Raw genomic sequence first — 17037 nt, 5'->3', positions numbered from 1 at the left:
TATGTTTAATAGAATAATTGATTGGTCGATCAATAACCGACTTCTCATTTTAATAGCGCTAATGGCAACCCTTGTCGGTTCCATTATGTTAACTCCAAAACTGAATTTAGACGCGTTTCCCGATGTAACTAACGTGCAAGTTGCTGTGAATACTGAAGCGCCAGGGCTGGCAGCCGAAGAAGTTGAGCAACTCATTACTTATCCAATTGAAGCGGTCATGTATGCATTACCCGATGTGGAGCAAGTAAGATCTATTTCCAAGACTGGATTATCAGGTGTGACGGTTGTTTTTAAAGAAGGCATTGATATCTACTTTGCAAGACAGCTCGTATTTGAAAGACTGCAAGCAGCAAAAGAGCTGATACCTGATGGTGTCGGTACACCTGAAATGGGACCGAATACTTCTGGGCTAGGGCAAGTTTTTCAATACTTGCTGATATCAGACGAAGACGCTAATTACGATTCAATGGCATTAAGAAGTTTAAATGATTGGATAGTGAAGTTGTTGATTATGCCTGTTGATGGGGTAACGGATGTTTTATCTTTTGGTGGGAATGTTAAACAATATCAAGTGAATGTTGAGCCTTCTAAATTATTGTCTTATGAACTGACGCAACAGGATGTGGTTCAAGCGCTTAATCGTAATAATGCTAATGTTGGAGGTTGGTTTATAAACCGAGGGCAAGAGCAGTTAGTTATCAGAGGCACAGGTTGGTTTAAAAGTGGTGAAGCTGGCATTAGTAACATTAAGCAAGTACCTGTTAAAACAGTTGATGGTACCGTGGTAACTATTTCAGATGTCGCTAACGTTGAATTGGGCAGTGATATTCGCCAAGGCGCAGTCACCATGACTAAGAAAACCAAGGGTGGTGAAATAGAAAACTTAGGGGAAGTTGTCTCTGGTATTGTTTTAAAAAGAATGGGATCAAACACTAAAGCCACCATTGATGGCATCAATGCAAGAATTCCACTGATTGAGCAAGCATTGCCAAAAGGCGTACGTTTTGAGCCTTTTTATGATCAAGCAGATTTGATTAAAAAAGCGGTAAGTACTGTTATAGACGCCCTTACCCTAGCATTTATTTTTATCTGCATTGTCTTAGTACTTTTCTTAATGAATTTACGAGCAACGTTTCTGGTGTTGATATCAATACCAATATCGATTGGCATTGCTTTGATGATTATGGCTTGGTGGGGGATATCTGCCAATTTAATGTCTTTAGGTGGCATTGCGGTTGCGATAGGAATGCTTGTTGATGGCTCGGTAGTGATGGTTGAAAATATGTTTAAGCATTTAAACCGCCCTGAGCCTACGTATTTTAAAAGTGTTAAAAAGCAGGATCAAACTTCTGATACAGATTTACATCGAATTGAATCATACGATCACGAAATTGAATTGCGTTTGAAAGAAGCTGGTAAAGAAGTTGCTCGCCCTGTATTTTTTGCTGCTGCTATTATTTTAGTCGTGTTCATGCCTTTGTTTAGTTTCGAAGGGGTTGAAGCCAAACTATTTCAGCCTATGGCAATCAGTATTATTATAGCAGTTGTTTCCGCTATTTTTGTCGCATTATTTATAGTACCTGCTTTGGCAACTTTTATGTTTAAAAAAGAGATGAAAGAAAGGGAAAGTTTTGTACTAAAACCATTAGATAAACGCTACAAAAAGAGTCTTAAAATAGCACTTAAACACACGAAAACTGTGGTGTCAGTATCTATGGTATTGGTTGTTTCAATATTTGTAATTATCCCGCAAATTGGCACAGAGTTTGTTCCTGAATTAGAAGAAGGCACTATAAACTTGAGGGCTACACTAGCACCATCTTCCAGTTTGGAAACGGCATTGTCTGTCGCACCAATATTAGAAAAAAAATTGATGGCATTTCCCGAGGTTACCTATGCATTAAGTCGAATAGGGCGAGCAGAAATAGGAGGTGATCCTGAGCCGGTAAACAATATAGAAATATATATTGGTTTAAAGCCAGTTTCTCAGTGGACAAGTGCTAATAATAGAGTTGAGTTGCAAGATAAAATGGAACGTTCTTTAGAGGAATTTCCTGGCCTTCTACTTAATTTCTCTCAGCCAATTGCAACACGAGTTGACGAATTGCTCTCAGGAGTAAAAGCGCAATTAGCAATAAAGCTTTTTGGACCAGAGCTTAAAGTGCTTGCTGTTAAAGGTCAAGAAATTGAGTCGGTCATTAAAGGCGTAGAGGGAGCAAAGGATGTAGCGCTTGAGCAAATAGAGGGAGAAGCACAATTAGTTATTGCACCTAAAAGGCAAGAGCTTTCACGTTTTGGATTTTCTGTTAATGACATTATGAAAATTGTTCGAGACGGTATTGGCGGTGTTGAAGCAGGACAAATAATTAATGGTAATGAGCGGTATGATATTTATGTTCGAATAAAAGAGGAATATCGTAATAGCAAAGAAGCGATAGCTGATATTCGAATTTTGTCACCAACTGGCGCTTGGGTTCGTCTTGGTGATGTGGCAACGGTAACATTTGAGTCGGGACCTCCACAAATAAGAAGAGATGATGTCCAAAGACGAGTCGTCATTCAAGCCAATGTTCAAGGTCGTGACATGGGAAGTGTGGTTGCCGATATAAAACAGTTAATTGCAGAAAAAGTTGAGTTACCCGCAGGTTACTCGGTTGCTATTGGCGGTCAATTTGAAAGCCAACAACGTGCACACAATAGGTTGGCAAAGGTAGTCCCATTGTCTCTAGCTTTAATCGCATTGTTGCTTTATTTTGCTTTTGGTTCTGTCGGTCAAGCAATGCTCATTTTAGTCAATGTTCCACTTGCTGTTATTGGTGGTGTGTTCTCCTTATATTTCTCTGGACAGTACTTGTCAGTGCCAAGCTCCGTTGGCTTTATTACCTTATTTGGTGTTGCTGTATTGAATGGTGTTGTCATGGTGGAGAGTATCAATCAACGGATAAAAGTAGGACTTGAAACTTCACAAGCTGTTTTTGAAGGCGCTACTTCTCGTTTACGCCCTGTGCTCATGACAGCTTTAACTTCTGCACTTGGTCTAATACCTATGTTGATGTCTAATGGTGTAGGTGCTGAAATTCAAAGACCATTAGCCAGCGTAATCGTCGGGGGGCTATTGACTTCAACATTGCTAACACTTTTTGTCTTACCTATTTTATTTAGTTGGTTTTCTACATTCAAAATTAAGGAGTTAAGAAAGAAATAAAATCGATCTTTACTCAAGTGTAATATGGTCGGTATGTAGTAAGTCAGCTTATCAGCTTGTAGCTAGTTTTAATTTTCTAGAGTTCTTTGTTAATTTTTAACTAGCTGCATTAATTCATCAACCCAAGCAGCCGATTGCCAATATGCTTCATTTAGTTCACGTAATGTTTGAATAGGTGGCTCTTTAGATTCAACATATTGACCTTTTTCAAACTGAATAACTCTTTTTAGAATGCTGTTTTTATTAGTGTTTAATAACTCTTGCTTGATGTGCTCTGATAGCTCCATTTGATTTATAAAAGTTTCTGTATCTATATCGAGTATTGCATCTAACCCTGATAGTAATCCGATAAGAAAGTAGTTCTCTTTATTTTCTGAGTTTAATGTTTGCGCTTGTAATTCGCATATTTTTGCTCTAATTAACAATGTTCTAAATAACTCACTCGGTTTACTTGAAACAGATAGTAATGAAAATATTATTGCCCACCGTTTAACAATGACAATGCCAAGTTTGATTACGGCTTCTTTCAGTGATGTGATTTCTCGTTTAGAAGGGTAGATAGGGCTGTTAACCATTTTTAAAATTTTAAAAATTAAAATGGGATCGGTTGTGATTAAATCTGTTACCTCTTGTACTGAAATATCTTCTTGGCTTAATTCGTTAACAACATGAAGCATTGTTTGCTTGCCTGCATTAAGCTTGTTTCCCTTTATGCTAGATGGCTTTTCAAGGTAATACCCTTGGAATAGGTCGAAACCGATAGCTTTACATGTATCAAAAACTTCTTTCGATTCAACTTTTTCAGCAAGTAACGTTTTTCCTGTAAAGTCGAAATGTGACATTTTTTCTTTTATAGAATCAATATTTTCCTCTAATACATCAACCTTAATAATAGAAGCATAAGGCATAAAAGCATGGTTATATTCTTCAAAAGTGAAGTCATCAAGCGCAATAATGTAACCTTTACGATGTAGAGACGAAATAACCTTTAATACGTCAGGCGTTGGTCTAACTGATTCTAAAATTTCTAAAACTACAAATTCGGGGGCAATTGGAATGTCTAAATCAGAAGTAATAAAAGTTTTATCTAAGTTTATCCATAAAGGAGCAGTCAAATCACTGCTTGCTGATAATAAGCCAGTACAGCAATTTACTATAACATCAAGTGTTGCTTCTTTAGCGTTAGACTCTAACGATAAGTTTCCACGATAAAGTAACTCAAAACCTTGTAAATTGTTATGCTTATCTAATATTGGTTGGCGTGCGAATAATACTTCTGATGACATATAAATTTCTTTTTATTTTTGATCATGTATTACATCAGTATAGATGAAGTTTTTAAATTATTTTGAGTATCATTTTTGAGGAAACGTTGAATGGGCAAGCCACCGTTGTAAAGTAGAAAGCCTTTTCTTAGTGCAAATTCTTAATGAAAGTTATTAGTAAAAGTTATTAGTAAGAAGGTATCGTTGCTTTTATTTTATATGCTCTTAATCATCTGGATAGCAATATCAGTTAAATCAGTCACTTCTCCGATACCTATCGTGTTTTCTAGTTGGCTTTGGAGTTCATCAGCAAGATCTTTGTCTAGGTTTTTTAAGTAACCAATCTCATCGCGATAATACATATTTTTAACTTTATCACTTTTTTTGAGTTCAATTTTTAAAATAGCGGGTTGACCATGCTTTGAAACTTTGTTGGTGTATTCTTTTAATTGAGCTGCTTTTTTTAATACCAATAGATCTCGATACCAAAATGAAAATTCTTCATTCTCATCTTTACCTTTAGGTAGTACCAAAATATAAAAAGCCCTAGCCGGTAGGTTTTTATAGGCAAGAGCAGCGATAATAGATAAACAAGATGTTCTAAATTTATCATTACTTAATAAATTCAAAATAATTTCTTCACTATTTTCGTTTTTATACACAAGATGCTTCAATGCTGAATTACCACTAAAACTAGCTGCATTGATATATTGCTGATGCTTTGTTGCTTTTAAATAAAAAGGGATAGAAAAATGGTTGTGTGCGTAAATGTTTCTCATGGCTTTTTGTAAACCATAAATACGACTACCTCGTTGCCCACAGGTTTCTAAATAATCAATATGCTGAAAAAGATATTTACGAATAGCCCTACAAGCTAAATGTTTACTTTCTATCGTATTAATGAGTAATCTTACTGCACCACTTTGATCGTAACCTAAAACAATATATTTTTGTTTTTTTAAAGTACGTTCTTGCTCTGCAAAAGGTACGGTTAATTCTATTTCTATTTCTTCACCAGCCCTAAATTTCGCCTCTTTTTCAAGGTTAACTAATAAACCTTGTACTGACACATTTTTAGTTTTTCCTGGTATATGAGTTACCACATTATTGCTTCGAGTTATGGCCATTGAAAACGATAAAATAAAGCGGTCCTCACATCTTGACTCATTATCCTCTGCGGTTACTATTTCAGTTTCGCTGAGACTATTAACTGCACTAAGCTGATAGCGTTCAGGAAGTGGCTTTTCTAGTTCTATAACTTCATCATTAATCGGGTTATTAATGGTTTCATATAAACTGGTTATGTTTGACACGGTAAGCATGTGGTCGCAATTACTTATTTTATCTAAGGCTGCTTTGGGTGTAGCTCTATTTAACACCGCCATTTTAGGGTGAACATGACAGGGTAATGCTGATGGAACATAGGCATCTTCAGCTGAGTTTATAAATGAAGAGGATATTTTAATGACTCTAAAGCAGTTTGGCTGAAAATAACGCTGAAATATAGCTTGGACACTTGAGTCACTCATCAACTCTTCATGCCAAATAAGTGAATATTGATCACTACCTTTATAAACCGACTTTAAAATAAAAGCATACTTATCAATTGTTTCTTTTTTATTTAATGCGTTGACAATTTCTTTGTTTCCTAACAGCACGGGCAAGTGAAATTGTTTTTCATCATCGCTAAAAAAGTGCCATAGCTCATCATTGCCAGAAGTCTTCATGGCCACTTTAGCGTGCCAACTGTTAGTATCTTGATAACATAACAACGGAATGTCGTGTGTTTTGTTCAGGTAAAGTTGCTCATACCCTTTTGAAGTGACTGAATCAAATAATGGTGTAATAAATCGTTCAGTTGGGCCTATTATAGCGAGTTTTTTCTGGCGCAGGTAATGGCTAAATAATATGCGCATTTGCTTATCGGTTAGCGGACTGGAAAACTTTAGCAAGTAGTCAAACGAGTTGTTTAATGAAGATTCTTGGCTATCAATAATTTCAAAACCAAGCTCAAGCTCTTCATCGAAGGCTATTTCTTCATGGTGATCATATAACCATAGGTATACTTTATTTGCTTTAACCCCGGTTAATTCATTGTCAGTTCGAATAACCACTTTCAGGTTAGTCATTTTTTCTATACTTGCCGATATACCTACTTCTTTTTTACCTTGTGAGGTCATGCCCATAATAGGATTAATAAAAACCTTGCAAGAAGAGTTAAGTTTTTTCATTTCTTGTGTTATTCGGTTTTTATTAACTAATGGTTTTGGTTGAGTCTTATCTATTTTAAAGTCTGAAAAACTACTGCTTGGGTTACTTTTATTGTTGGTTTCGTTATCTTTTTCACCCTGTATGATTTTATAGTCATTATTTTTTTTTGATGCTCTTAAGTGGGCATCTTCACTTACTTCATGGTATGCAGCTATAGTATATATATTATTATACTCAGCCATTTTTTCTTGGAATAACGCTTTACCTTCTTTATCTAGGTAATGAGTTACTTTGTTATGTTCTATTTTTTGGCAGTCGCTAAAGAGCTTGCGTAAATCTATCGACTTTGTGGATTGTTGCGCGAGTTTTTTTATCTCATTTTTAACGGCAAGGTGATGGCTTGGGTTTTCTTCAGGGAGTAGTTTTTTAATTAAATACTCTAATCTATCGTTAGTAGCATAAGGAACCAAACTTAGTATCTGTATTTCAAACCGCTTTAAGTGTGGACTTATTACACTGCTCATAAATCGTATTACCTGATCATTTAAGTTACCCAAATATAGAAAATCGTTAAGAAGTAGTTACTTAATATCAAGACTATAACTATCAAGCATAGTTGATTTCAGATTGATAAATCAATAATAAGTGTAAGTCAGTGGCAATAATTAAGTAAACTGGCCAATAATAGAGGCGGTTGCCTCGTTGTGAATAATTGTTAACACTGATTTTAACTGAGTGATAATGTTGATTAATGAGGCACCCAAAGTTGAGTCTAACTATGCTTGAGCTTGCGCATGTAGTTGAGTCTAACTATGCTTGAGCTTGCACATGTTCTGATGTTGCGGCGATATTTGTGCATTCTGTTTTAGTTAATAACGCATTTAATTTCTCTTTTATCGCTAATTCTTGTTGCTCAGATGATTCAATCGCTTGAGTAAGTCGATTCTTAACTTCGTTAATACGTATTGGCGAAATATTATTGGATGAGAGTGATACGTCTTCAACGGGAGATTTTACATTTCTACTCTTTTCATTCACGCATGATTTGGGTTCTTGTTCGATACTAGTAAATAAGGGTAACTCTAAGCAATTATCAAAATTATCGCGAACTAGTACGGCTTCAGTTAAACAAAGTGTATTAATGTAAGCAATCAGATGAGAGATATTTTTTAATAAGAAAACATCAAATACAGTTATTTCATTTAATTGTGCTGGCATAAATTCGTGGTCGCTTTCTTGAGGTAAAAGTACTCCTTGTTGACGACGATTAGCCAGTAGCTCTGCTGTAGGTGCGGATAAAAGTGCAATAACATGTGTAAAATTATCTTTGATTATTATCCGCTCTTGGGGAGTTGTTTGTTGTAAAGTACTCTTTAACTTTGCTTCACTTGATAAAATTGTAAACATACTGAAATCCTTATAATGCAGCTGATGTTGGTATTCTATGCGTGTTATGTTGCAAAATTATTAAGTCGCTTTTACTTAAATATAAAAAGTGGTTAATCGCTATAGAAGCCAAACCTCGACTCGTCTGTTACGCTTTCTTCCTGCTTCAGTATTATTATTTGCAATAGGTAATGCTTCACCAAAACCTTCCACAGACATAACGGGAATTCCGCGAGAAGTGAGCTCTAACTCAACAGATTTAGCCCTTTTTAGTGAAAGGCTCTGGTTTTTAAGCTTCGCGCCGACACTGTCTGAAAAGCCTAATAAGGCTAATCGACGCCCAGGGTGCTGCTCCATAAAGGTGACTAAGCGCTGTAAATCTCTTTTTCCTTTGTTATCAAGATCCTTTGTTGCATAGTCAAAACGAAAATTAAGCGAAAGACGTTTGCCATTTTTAACATAGTGACTGTACTGCTCTGGCGCGTCACTTTGTAGGTAAGTCTCCTCTAATTTAATGTTTTGTGAAATTAACCCTGTCGCTGCAACGATATCTTGTCCTTTGGCTGAAATAGCAAATTGAGCAAAGCTTTTTACTAATGATGAAGCCGAAGTAGGGGTATAAAAATACAATCGTCTAGCTAAGGCGTAATCTTCAGTGCTTATGGTAAAACGAGTTGGAAATATTGCTGTTGTGTCTTTTGACGCAGCAATAGCTAATGCTTTGTTATGTAAGACATAATTTAAACCAATAAACCCAATGGCACTTTCATCTTGAGAAACTTTAGCTGACAACTCAGAGCTTGATTCAAACCGAATGGCTTCAGGAGAAAGCTGCTTTTTATATTTTTTTAAAACTAAGTTCTTAAAGGTATCCCAAGTGCCTGAATGACTATCACGAGAATATATTGTTATTGTTCTATCCTCTCCGCCTAATTGTGACCAATTATTAATTTCACCCGAGAAAATTTTTGCAAGTGCCTCTGTGGAAACTTTCTTTATGGTGTTGTTTTGATTAACAATAATGGCCAATCCGTCTAAGCCGATAATATGTTCATTACCAACTTGGTCTAAAGAACCAAGCGAAGCACTTAGCTCTTGGATTTCTGGTGCTTTTATACGTCGAGAAGCCATGCCAATATCAGCTTTTGCTAATTTAAGATCGGTAAAAGCGGTACTAGAGCCATGCGCATGTAACTCTATGACTTTGTTATTACCATTCTCTATAAAATGCAACTCTCGTTCTACTAAGTTCTTGCCTTTTTTCCATGAAAACTGTGTTACACCTTGTTGTGTTAAAAATGCTTCTAGTAGTGCAGGCGCTAGTTTCTCGCCAATTGTATTTGAGCCATGCAGGCGAAAAGCAACGCTTGGCGTTGGCTTTGCAATGGGTGCAATGGGTGCAATGGGTGCAATAGTTGCAATAGTTGCGATGGTTGAAGGTTTTGTTGTTTGTTTTGCTTGTTCTGTCTCAAAGGAACTTTGCTTAATAGTGTTGGTTGCTTCAGTGCTTTGTTCATTCAATAACGTTGAGTTTGAATACCAATAGCCACACCCCACAATAGCGATTAAACTTATTGTTGCAGCTAACAAACGAAAAGGGCTGGCTTTTTTTTGTTCCTTTTGCGTCATTGGCGTTTGTAACCATACAATAATATCGTTAATTTCTTTATGATCTAATTTAGCTAACTCACTAAGTACCAACTCTCGATAATGACTATCTGAAAGCATTTTATCTGGTGATATTTCAATGTCGAAATGTTTGTCTACAAGTTGTGTTAAGGTATTCAATACCGACGAAAGTACATTATTTTCTGCACTCCATATGCCAGAAAAGGTTGATTTCATGTGGTTTACTTCCTAATGCCATAAAAATACGCACAGCTTAATTACAAAGCGTTGCAGTTTTATGACGAATAGTACTTTCTTGTAATCATTTACTTTGTATAATGAAGCACAGTAACTCATTGTTGGAAATGAAATTTCATGAATAAACTTTACAAATTATTGCTAGTGGTTGTTAGTGTTTCACTAATCGGTTGCGTCCAAGTAGTGCCTGAAGCTCCTAGCAAACAAAGCAACTTAGCTATTTCGAGCGTAAGGGACTTGCCTGTTTTATACCCTCAAGGTAGTGTATTTTCGCTTGATCCTAAATATGTTAAAGAAACGTCATTAAAGCCTACACAAACACAAAGTGTTTATAAGCAGTATTCTGATGCAATTATTCAAGAACTTGAACAACATGGTTTTACATATAGTGCGTCAGCTAACGGGGTTGCATTTCATGTAGGTTTTGGCATTGCCTTAGCGTCTGATTTATCTGATGAAACAATAAATGAGAAGTTTGGCGTTAGTCCTGGTCTACCTTCAAGTGAAGGTTTAGCTAAAGGTAGTTTTTTAATTTATATTGAAGATGCACAAATGATTAAAAAAGTGTGGCGTGGTGCAGCACAAGGGTTTGTCCATCAAGAGTTAGATATTACAGAACGCAAAGTCAGGACAGAGCATATTGTTCACATGGTCATGAAGCAGTTTTACGCTACAAATAAACACAATTAAACAACATAAAAGTGCAAATGAGTTTTGGCTTTTTTGTTTTAATGTATCTGAAACCACTATAAAGAGGGATTGATGATGAATAAACCAATTTTATTAGCCGCTTTTGTCTCTGTTGTTATGTCAATACCATCAGCTTGGGCAGCATCAAGTGAAGTCGAGTGGAAAGATTATAAAAGCTATCGCGATATTCGTGAAGGGACTGAAAACCGTACTCGATTTAGAGAACGTACCTTTAAACAACTTGAAGATCACTTCGCTGAATTAGCTGCACAATTACCGGAAAAACAGTTACTGAAAATAGTGGTAACTGACGTTGATTTAGCTGGCGATACGTTAGCTGGTGGAATTAATCAGATGCGTATCGTTAAACAGATTTATCCACCACGCATGAATTTTTCGTATCAATTACTTGATGCTGAAGGACAAGAAACAAAGGCAGATACTGTTAAAGTCAGAGACATGAATTTCATGAACTCTACTAACTTGAAATATCGTAATAAAGCCTTAGGGTATGAGAAGAAAATGCTAGATGACTGGTTTAAAAAAACCTTTTCGGCTGAGCTTTCAGACTCTACCAAATAGCATTGGCAACCCAACAATTAAAAGTCGCATTAGCGGCTTTTTTTATGCCCAGAAAATTTTGTGTTAATTATTTCTTGAAAGAGCAAAGGGGAAATATGATTTACTCACATGAAAAAACTGCGTTATTATTTAAGATATAAGTGTCATTTCAATTATCAGGATCGTTTTTTAATGGTTTTTTATACATCTCGTGTTCGACGCCCTTCAATTATAATGGCTTTATGTTACTTGTTTATTTCAACCTCGGTAATAGGGCAAACGGTTAACCAGCAAAAGAACGTTTCTGTAAAAGAAATTCTAGACTTGCAAGAAAAGTCCTCGCAAACAATAGAAAAAATGGCCGAGAATAAAAGTGCAGATGTCCCTTTTGATAAATTTGAACGAGGACAGCCACGAAGTGCTATTGCAGGGTATTTATTGGCGATGCGTTCAGGGGACTTATCATTAGCGAGCGAATATTTAGATTATCGCAATATTTCCGAAAAAACATTAGCGATAGGAAAAGAAGAATTAGCAAGGCAGTTATATGTTGTATTAAACCGACAGTTATGGGTTGATTTATCGAATGTCAGCGATCATCAAAAAGGTAATGTTAACGACGGTTTACCTAGATATCGAGAGTCTATCGGTAGTGTTATGGTAAAAGAAAAACAATTCAGTATATTGATGCAGCGAGTTCCTCGTAAATCTGACCGCGTTAAAATTTGGAAAATATCTAATGCAACGGTTGAGAAGATCCCATTCTTATTTGAAGAGTTCTCGTACTCTCCTTTAGGAGAATGGTTAGCTAAAAGACTACCCAAGGTAGACTTTTATGGCGTTATGTTATGGCAGTGGTTGTATTTTACTCTTATGTTATTTTGCACTTATATCGCATCGTATATAGGTGCATGGTTGTTAGTACGCCTCATTAAGCGTATTTATCCAAATACCTCAAGTGCTCCGTTAGCGTTTATTAAAGGGCCTGTTGCTTTTTTATTCGCCGTTATCTTTTCTAGGAATCTGATAGATAGTTCTAACGTGACTTTAGCAGTTAAAGCCATCATGGAAGGGTCTACCATTCTTATTATTGCTTGGTGTTGGGTTTGTTTTCGATTTGTTGATTTATTAAAAGTTATTTTAGCTGAAAAGTTTGTTGCACAAGATAAACCGTTAGCTGTTTATTTACTAAGGCCAGCAGGTACGGTAACTAAACTATTAATGGTTATTTTTGCCTCCTTAATTTGGCTGGAAAACTTAGGTTTTAATGCATCAACGTTACTTGCTGGTTTAGGTATTGGTGGTTTAGCGCTTGCTTTAGCTGCACAAAAGACTGTTGAGAATATGATTGGTGCGATAACTCTGTATACGTCTGCACCTGTTAAAATAGGAAATTTCTGTCGATTTGGCCAAAATTACGGAGTAGTTGAAGAAATTGGATTACGATCTACACGTATTCGAACCCTTGATAGAACCGTTATTTATGTTGCTAATGCGCGATTTATTGACATGGATATTGAAAATTTTTCAGAGCGAGAGAGAATAGCGTTTAGGCCTAAAATATTATTAACACCGCAATGTACTCGAGAAAATATTAATAACTTTTTAGATGAGTTAAAGGCACATTTACAACATCATGAAAAAATTGCAAATGAGCCACTCAGAGCTCATTTTAAAGCTTATACAGAGATAGGTCTGGAACTCAATATTCTTGCTTATGTCAATACAACAGACTTTGATGAATATCTGGATGAAATCAACGAGTTGAATTTAACCATTCTTTCGTTATTAGATCAGCATCAATGCCCGTTGCAAGTGGTTAATGATCGAGGTTTAATATCAGTTTAAAAACGCTAAACGTTATAGCTTTGCTCTAAATTACCGAGTACCGTGAAAAGTTGTTCAATTTTCTTCACTAAAGAGATCAGTACTTGCTGATCTTTGTTAGCCTGCCATTTTAATAAATCGTCGGCAACTTCTTCAACGTAAGGTTGAAAAGTATTAGCGTGGCAATGAAACCCACTGTCTTTTTTAAATATCGCCTCAAAGCTGGCTTTTTTTTGTTCTCTTAAGTCAGCTAATGTTGCATCCGCAGATAATGATTTTTTTAAAATAATAGAAATATTTTCAATAAGTTGTTGTTCAATTGCTTTCGTCATAATAAATCTTTTTTGTTTCAAGTGTTGCTGTGCGGGAAGTCTTTGGTCGAATTATGCCAGATTAATTGGCGTTTTGTTAGGTTGTCCTGCTATTTCACGGACTAATTTAGGCATCATGAAACCTGATAGCTTAGCTAACATTTCGTTGGCAATGATTTTCGCTTTTTCTTCTTCAACATCAAAATGAGCTGCACCTTGAACGGCGTCGAATAAGTGTAAATAGTAGGGCTGAATGCCCATATCAAATAGGTTCTCACATAAGGATATTAAGCAAGAGGCATTATCATTAACGCCTTTGAGTAATACGCTTTGATTGAATAAAGGTATGCGGGCTACGCGAAGTGACTCTAAGGCCGCGCTCAATTCCTCATTGAGTTCATTGGGGTGATTAATATGCAGCACTATGACGCACTTTAAGGGAGATTTTTTTAATGTATTAACTAGCCCCATTGTTACTCTACTTGGCATAACAACAGGTAACCTAGAATGAATTCTTATCCTTTTCACATGAGGAATTTGTTCAAGTTGGTTGATTAACCATGCAAGATGCTCATCTGAAGCCATGAGCGGATCTCCACCACTGAAAATAACCTCAGTAATACTATTGTGTTGAGCGATATACGTTAGCGCCTCATGCCAGCGTTGCTTGTTAGGGCTATTATCTTGATAAGGAAAATGGCGTCTAAAGCAATAACGACAATTAACAGCACAGCCTGCTTTTACCACCATTAATACGCGGTTATGGTATTTATGAAGTAAACCTTCTGCGACAGTATCATGTTCTTCTAAGGGATCAGTACTGTAACCATCAGCAATGATAAACTCCTGTGAAAGTGGCATCACTTGTTTTAATAAGGGGTCGTTAATATCGCCTTTGACCATGCGATTGATAAAGGATTTTGGTACGCGAACAGGAAAGAGTTTTCTTGCTTTAAAATGCTGTAAATAATCATCAGGATTAATATTTAACATTTGCAATAAAACTTTAGGTTCGGTAACCACTTCACGTAAATCTTTTTGCCAAGAAGTGTGCAAATTTTTTTCTATTTGAGGTATTATCTGCGGCAATTCTAAATTCAATTTATAATCTCGGTTATGTTATCTAAGATAAGTTGATAGCAATATGCGAATAATAACGCAACTGAGATCCAATTAATAAAAAAAGAGTATATTTATGGCTAATTTCAGTACTAACCAATTTAAAGCCGGTTTAAAAATTATGCAAGACGGCGAACCTTGTAACATTCTAGAAAATGAATTAGTTAAGCCAGGCAAAGGTCAGGCATTTAACCGTGTTAAAATTCGTAAACTGGTTTCAGGCAAAGTGTTAGAAAAAACATTTAAGTCAGGCGAATCTGTTGAAGGCGCAGACGTAATGGATGTTGAATTAGCATACTTATATGCCGATGGTGAATTTTGGCACTTTATGAACAATGACACCTTTGAACAAATTGGTGCTGAAGAAAAGGCTGTGGCTGATGCGGTTAAATGGTTAGCTGAAGGTGATATTTGTACGATTACATTATGGAATGGTACGCCTATCTCAGTAACGCCACCTAACTTTGTTGAACTAGATATTGTAGAAACAGACCCAGGTTTAAAAGGTGATACTGCTGGTACGGGTGGTAAGCCGGCAACATTATCAACGGGTGCCGTTATTCGCGTGCCATTGTTTGTGCAAATAGGTGAAAAAGTAAAAATCGATACACGCTCTGGAGAATATGTTTCTCGCGCTGCAAAGTAAGAAAGAGGTATTTAATTAGTAAATGTAATAAAAAGGATGCTTTTAATGTTTACCAAGACAATGCTATTGAAAATAACACTGCTATGTTCTTTGTTATCAACCAGTGTAGACACGCTTGCCAACTATACTAAACGTGAGAATAGGTGGGAGTCTACTTTTCAATTTGTTAATGCCCAATCTACTGATGTTAGCGGTACAAATGGCTCATCATTAGATCTAGACAGTGAATATGGCTGGGGTTTTACTTTAGGCTATAACGTTAATGCACACATTTTAGTTAATTTTGATTTTTCATCAGTGAAACCTGATTATCAAGCTAAGTTAGTTGAAGGTGATGGTGATGTTTTTGAAATAGATCATCAGATGAATATCTATCAAACACAGTTTAATGTTGTTTATCATGTATTAAAAGAAAGGTTCACGCCGTATGTGCAAGCTGGTTTAGGCTAGAGCTTTCTAGATAGTAATATTGCCGATGGTCCTCCTGGTAGCATTTGTTGGTGGGGTTACGTGTGTGATAGCTATCAAAATACTCATTCTGATACACGCTTTTCATATAATGTAGCTGCAGGCTTTCGTTATGAGCTTGATAACAGTGTCTTCTTTAGAGCAAGTTACAAGCAAAGTTGGATTGATTTAAGCAGTTAGACGATCTTAGTCTTGGCGTGGTAAGCTTAGAAGTCGGTTCTATTTTTTAATCGTTTCCTAATTAATTGTGAACGTTTTGAAAGCCTAAGTTGAAATACTTAGGCTTTTTTGCATTTGTGACTTTCAATCTAATTCAAGCAAGTATATTCTTGTAAATACTGTTGTTTTGAGTATAACGATGTGAAAGATAAAGCTACTTCATTTGATATTGCATACCAAGCGGGGGTTTCGCAATCTACCGTATCAAGAGCATTGCGCAATAGCCCGCTTGTGAATGAGGCTACTCGTACAAAAATACAAGCTATCGCGAAAGAGTTAAATTATAAGGTCGATAAGAACGCCAGTAATTTACGTACCCAACAAAGTGATACTATTGCGTTGTTATTGTTTGAAGATCCTACCAGCGATGATTCAGCAATTAATCCGTTTTTTCTATCAATGCTTGGCAGTATTACTCGCGCATGTTCAAATAAAGGTTACGACTTACTTGTATCTTTTCAACAAGCAAGTAATGACTGGCACGCAGATTTTGAAGACAGTAACAAAGCCGATGGTTTGATATTATTAGGTTATGGTGACTTTGTCGACTTTGAAGAAAAGCTAGTACAACTAACAGAGCAAGGTACACACTTTGTACGTTGGGGCGCTGAAGTAGAAGGCTTGCCAATGGTAACGATTGGTTGTGATAACTTTCAGGGTGGGAAAGAAATTACTGAACATATTATTAAGCAAGGTCGAAAAAACATTGCTTTTTTAGGTAGTGCATCAACTCATGCGCCTGAATTTTTTGATCGCTATAAAGGTCATTGCGCAGCACTTAAATCACATCAACTAGTTGTCAATCCTAACCTTCAATTTAATGCGCTTTATACCGAAGAAGCAGGGTACAAAGCTGCTTGTCGACTCATTGAAAGTAACGAGGTATTTGATGCAATTTGCGCAGCGAGCGATTTGATTGCCATTGGTGCTATGAGAGCACTAAAAGAACATGGAAAAGCAATCCCTGATGAAGTCACTGTTGCAGGGTTTGATGATATTGCTGTGGCGAGTTTCACTTTTCCACCATTAACTACCGTGAAGCAGGATACAAAAATTGCTGGCGAAATGCTGGTTGATAGCTTACTAGAACTTATTTCAGGCAAAGAGATAAGTACAGCGTTAATAAAACCTGAGCTCGTGATTAGAAAATCCTGTGGAGAATAACGATACCCATACAAAGGTTATTTGTTCTCATGTCACCATGTCGTTCTTAGCGACCAACAAACGCTGTCCGAAGGATTCGGCTAAAAGCATTTTACGCTT

The 17037-nt window shown here is 36.4% G+C and carries 13 protein-coding genes; 7 read left to right on the top strand and 6 right to left on the bottom strand.

Going from position 1 to position 17037, the window contains the following annotated elements:
* Position 1: 1 nt before the first annotated feature.
* A complete protein-coding gene (locus D1094_RS02275) occupies positions 2-3205 on the top strand; it encodes an efflux RND transporter permease subunit (protein ID WP_118958705.1) in 3204 nt (1067 codons plus the stop codon).
* An 89-nt stretch (positions 3206-3294) separates the two neighbouring features.
* On the opposite strand, the gene D1094_RS02270 is transcribed toward D1094_RS02275, so the two are convergent.
* From D1094_RS02270 to D1094_RS02255, 4 genes are all read right to left on the bottom strand, one after another.
* Entirely contained in the window at positions 3295-4491 is a 1197-nt protein-coding gene (locus D1094_RS02270; protein WP_118958434.1) for an EAL and HDOD domain-containing protein, read from the bottom strand.
* A gap of 194 nt (positions 4492-4685) precedes the next feature.
* The gene (locus D1094_RS02265; RefSeq protein WP_118958433.1) at positions 4686-7205 is read right to left on the bottom strand and encodes a hypothetical protein; all 2520 of its coding nucleotides are present in this window, start codon (positions 7203-7205) and stop codon (positions 4686-4688) included.
* Positions 7206-7491: 286 nt separating this feature from the next.
* Positions 7492-8088 carry a hypothetical protein gene (locus D1094_RS02260; RefSeq protein WP_118958432.1) on the bottom strand — a complete coding sequence of 199 codons (597 nt, stop codon included), beginning with the start codon at positions 8086-8088 and terminating at the stop codon, positions 7492-7494.
* Between the two features lie 99 nt (positions 8089-8187).
* Entirely contained in the window at positions 8188-9912 is a 1725-nt protein-coding gene (locus D1094_RS02255; RefSeq protein ID WP_118958431.1) for a substrate-binding domain-containing protein, read from the bottom strand.
* A 138-nt stretch (positions 9913-10050) separates the two neighbouring features.
* Here D1094_RS02255 and D1094_RS02250 point away from each other — a divergent pair, with 138 nt between their 5' ends.
* The 3 genes from D1094_RS02250 to D1094_RS02240 all read left to right on the top strand — a co-directional run bounded on the left by D1094_RS02250 (position 10051) and on the right by D1094_RS02240 (position 13032).
* On the top strand, positions 10051-10623 hold the full coding sequence (locus D1094_RS02250; protein WP_118958430.1) for a DUF4136 domain-containing protein: 573 nt from the start codon (positions 10051-10053) through the stop codon (positions 10621-10623).
* A gap of 75 nt (positions 10624-10698) precedes the next feature.
* Positions 10699-11205, top strand: coding sequence for a DUF3016 domain-containing protein (locus tag D1094_RS02245; protein WP_118958704.1), 507 nt, complete (start codon positions 10699-10701; stop codon positions 11203-11205).
* 171 nt (positions 11206-11376) lie between these two features.
* Positions 11377-13032, top strand: a complete 1656-nt coding sequence (locus D1094_RS02240; RefSeq protein ID WP_118958429.1) for a mechanosensitive ion channel family protein — start codon at positions 11377-11379, stop codon at positions 13030-13032.
* A 5-nt stretch (positions 13033-13037) separates the two neighbouring features.
* On the opposite strand, the gene D1094_RS02235 is transcribed toward D1094_RS02240, so the two are convergent.
* Both D1094_RS02235 and epmB read right to left on the bottom strand, forming a co-directional pair.
* On the bottom strand, positions 13038-13343 hold the full coding sequence (locus tag D1094_RS02235) for a hypothetical protein (protein ID WP_118958428.1): 306 nt from the start codon (positions 13341-13343) through the stop codon (positions 13038-13040).
* 51 nt (positions 13344-13394) lie between these two features.
* The gene (epmB, locus tag D1094_RS02230; protein ID WP_182440089.1) at positions 13395-14411 is read right to left on the bottom strand and encodes an EF-P beta-lysylation protein EpmB; all 1017 of its coding nucleotides are present in this window, start codon (positions 14409-14411) and stop codon (positions 13395-13397) included.
* A 106-nt stretch (positions 14412-14517) separates the two neighbouring features.
* Here epmB and efp point away from each other — a divergent pair, with 106 nt between their 5' ends.
* From efp to D1094_RS02215, 3 genes are all read left to right on the top strand, one after another.
* Positions 14518-15087: an elongation factor P gene (gene efp / locus D1094_RS02225; protein WP_118958426.1), complete on the top strand. Its 570-nt coding sequence runs from the start codon at positions 14518-14520 to the stop codon at positions 15085-15087.
* Positions 15088-15132: 45 nt separating this feature from the next.
* Positions 15133-15537, top strand: coding sequence for an outer membrane beta-barrel protein (locus D1094_RS02220; RefSeq protein ID WP_182440072.1), 405 nt, complete (start codon positions 15133-15135; stop codon positions 15535-15537).
* A gap of 378 nt (positions 15538-15915) precedes the next feature.
* Positions 15916-16938: a LacI family DNA-binding transcriptional regulator gene (locus tag D1094_RS02215; RefSeq protein WP_118958424.1), complete on the top strand. Its 1023-nt coding sequence runs from the start codon at positions 15916-15918 to the stop codon at positions 16936-16938.
* Positions 16939-17037: the final 99 nt, after the last annotated feature.

The sequence above is a fragment of the Colwellia sp. RSH04 genome (genome assembly GCF_003545765.1).
Classification (GTDB): domain Bacteria; phylum Pseudomonadota; class Gammaproteobacteria; order Enterobacterales; family Alteromonadaceae; genus Colwellia.
This window is presented reverse-complemented; position numbering and strand designations above follow the sequence as displayed.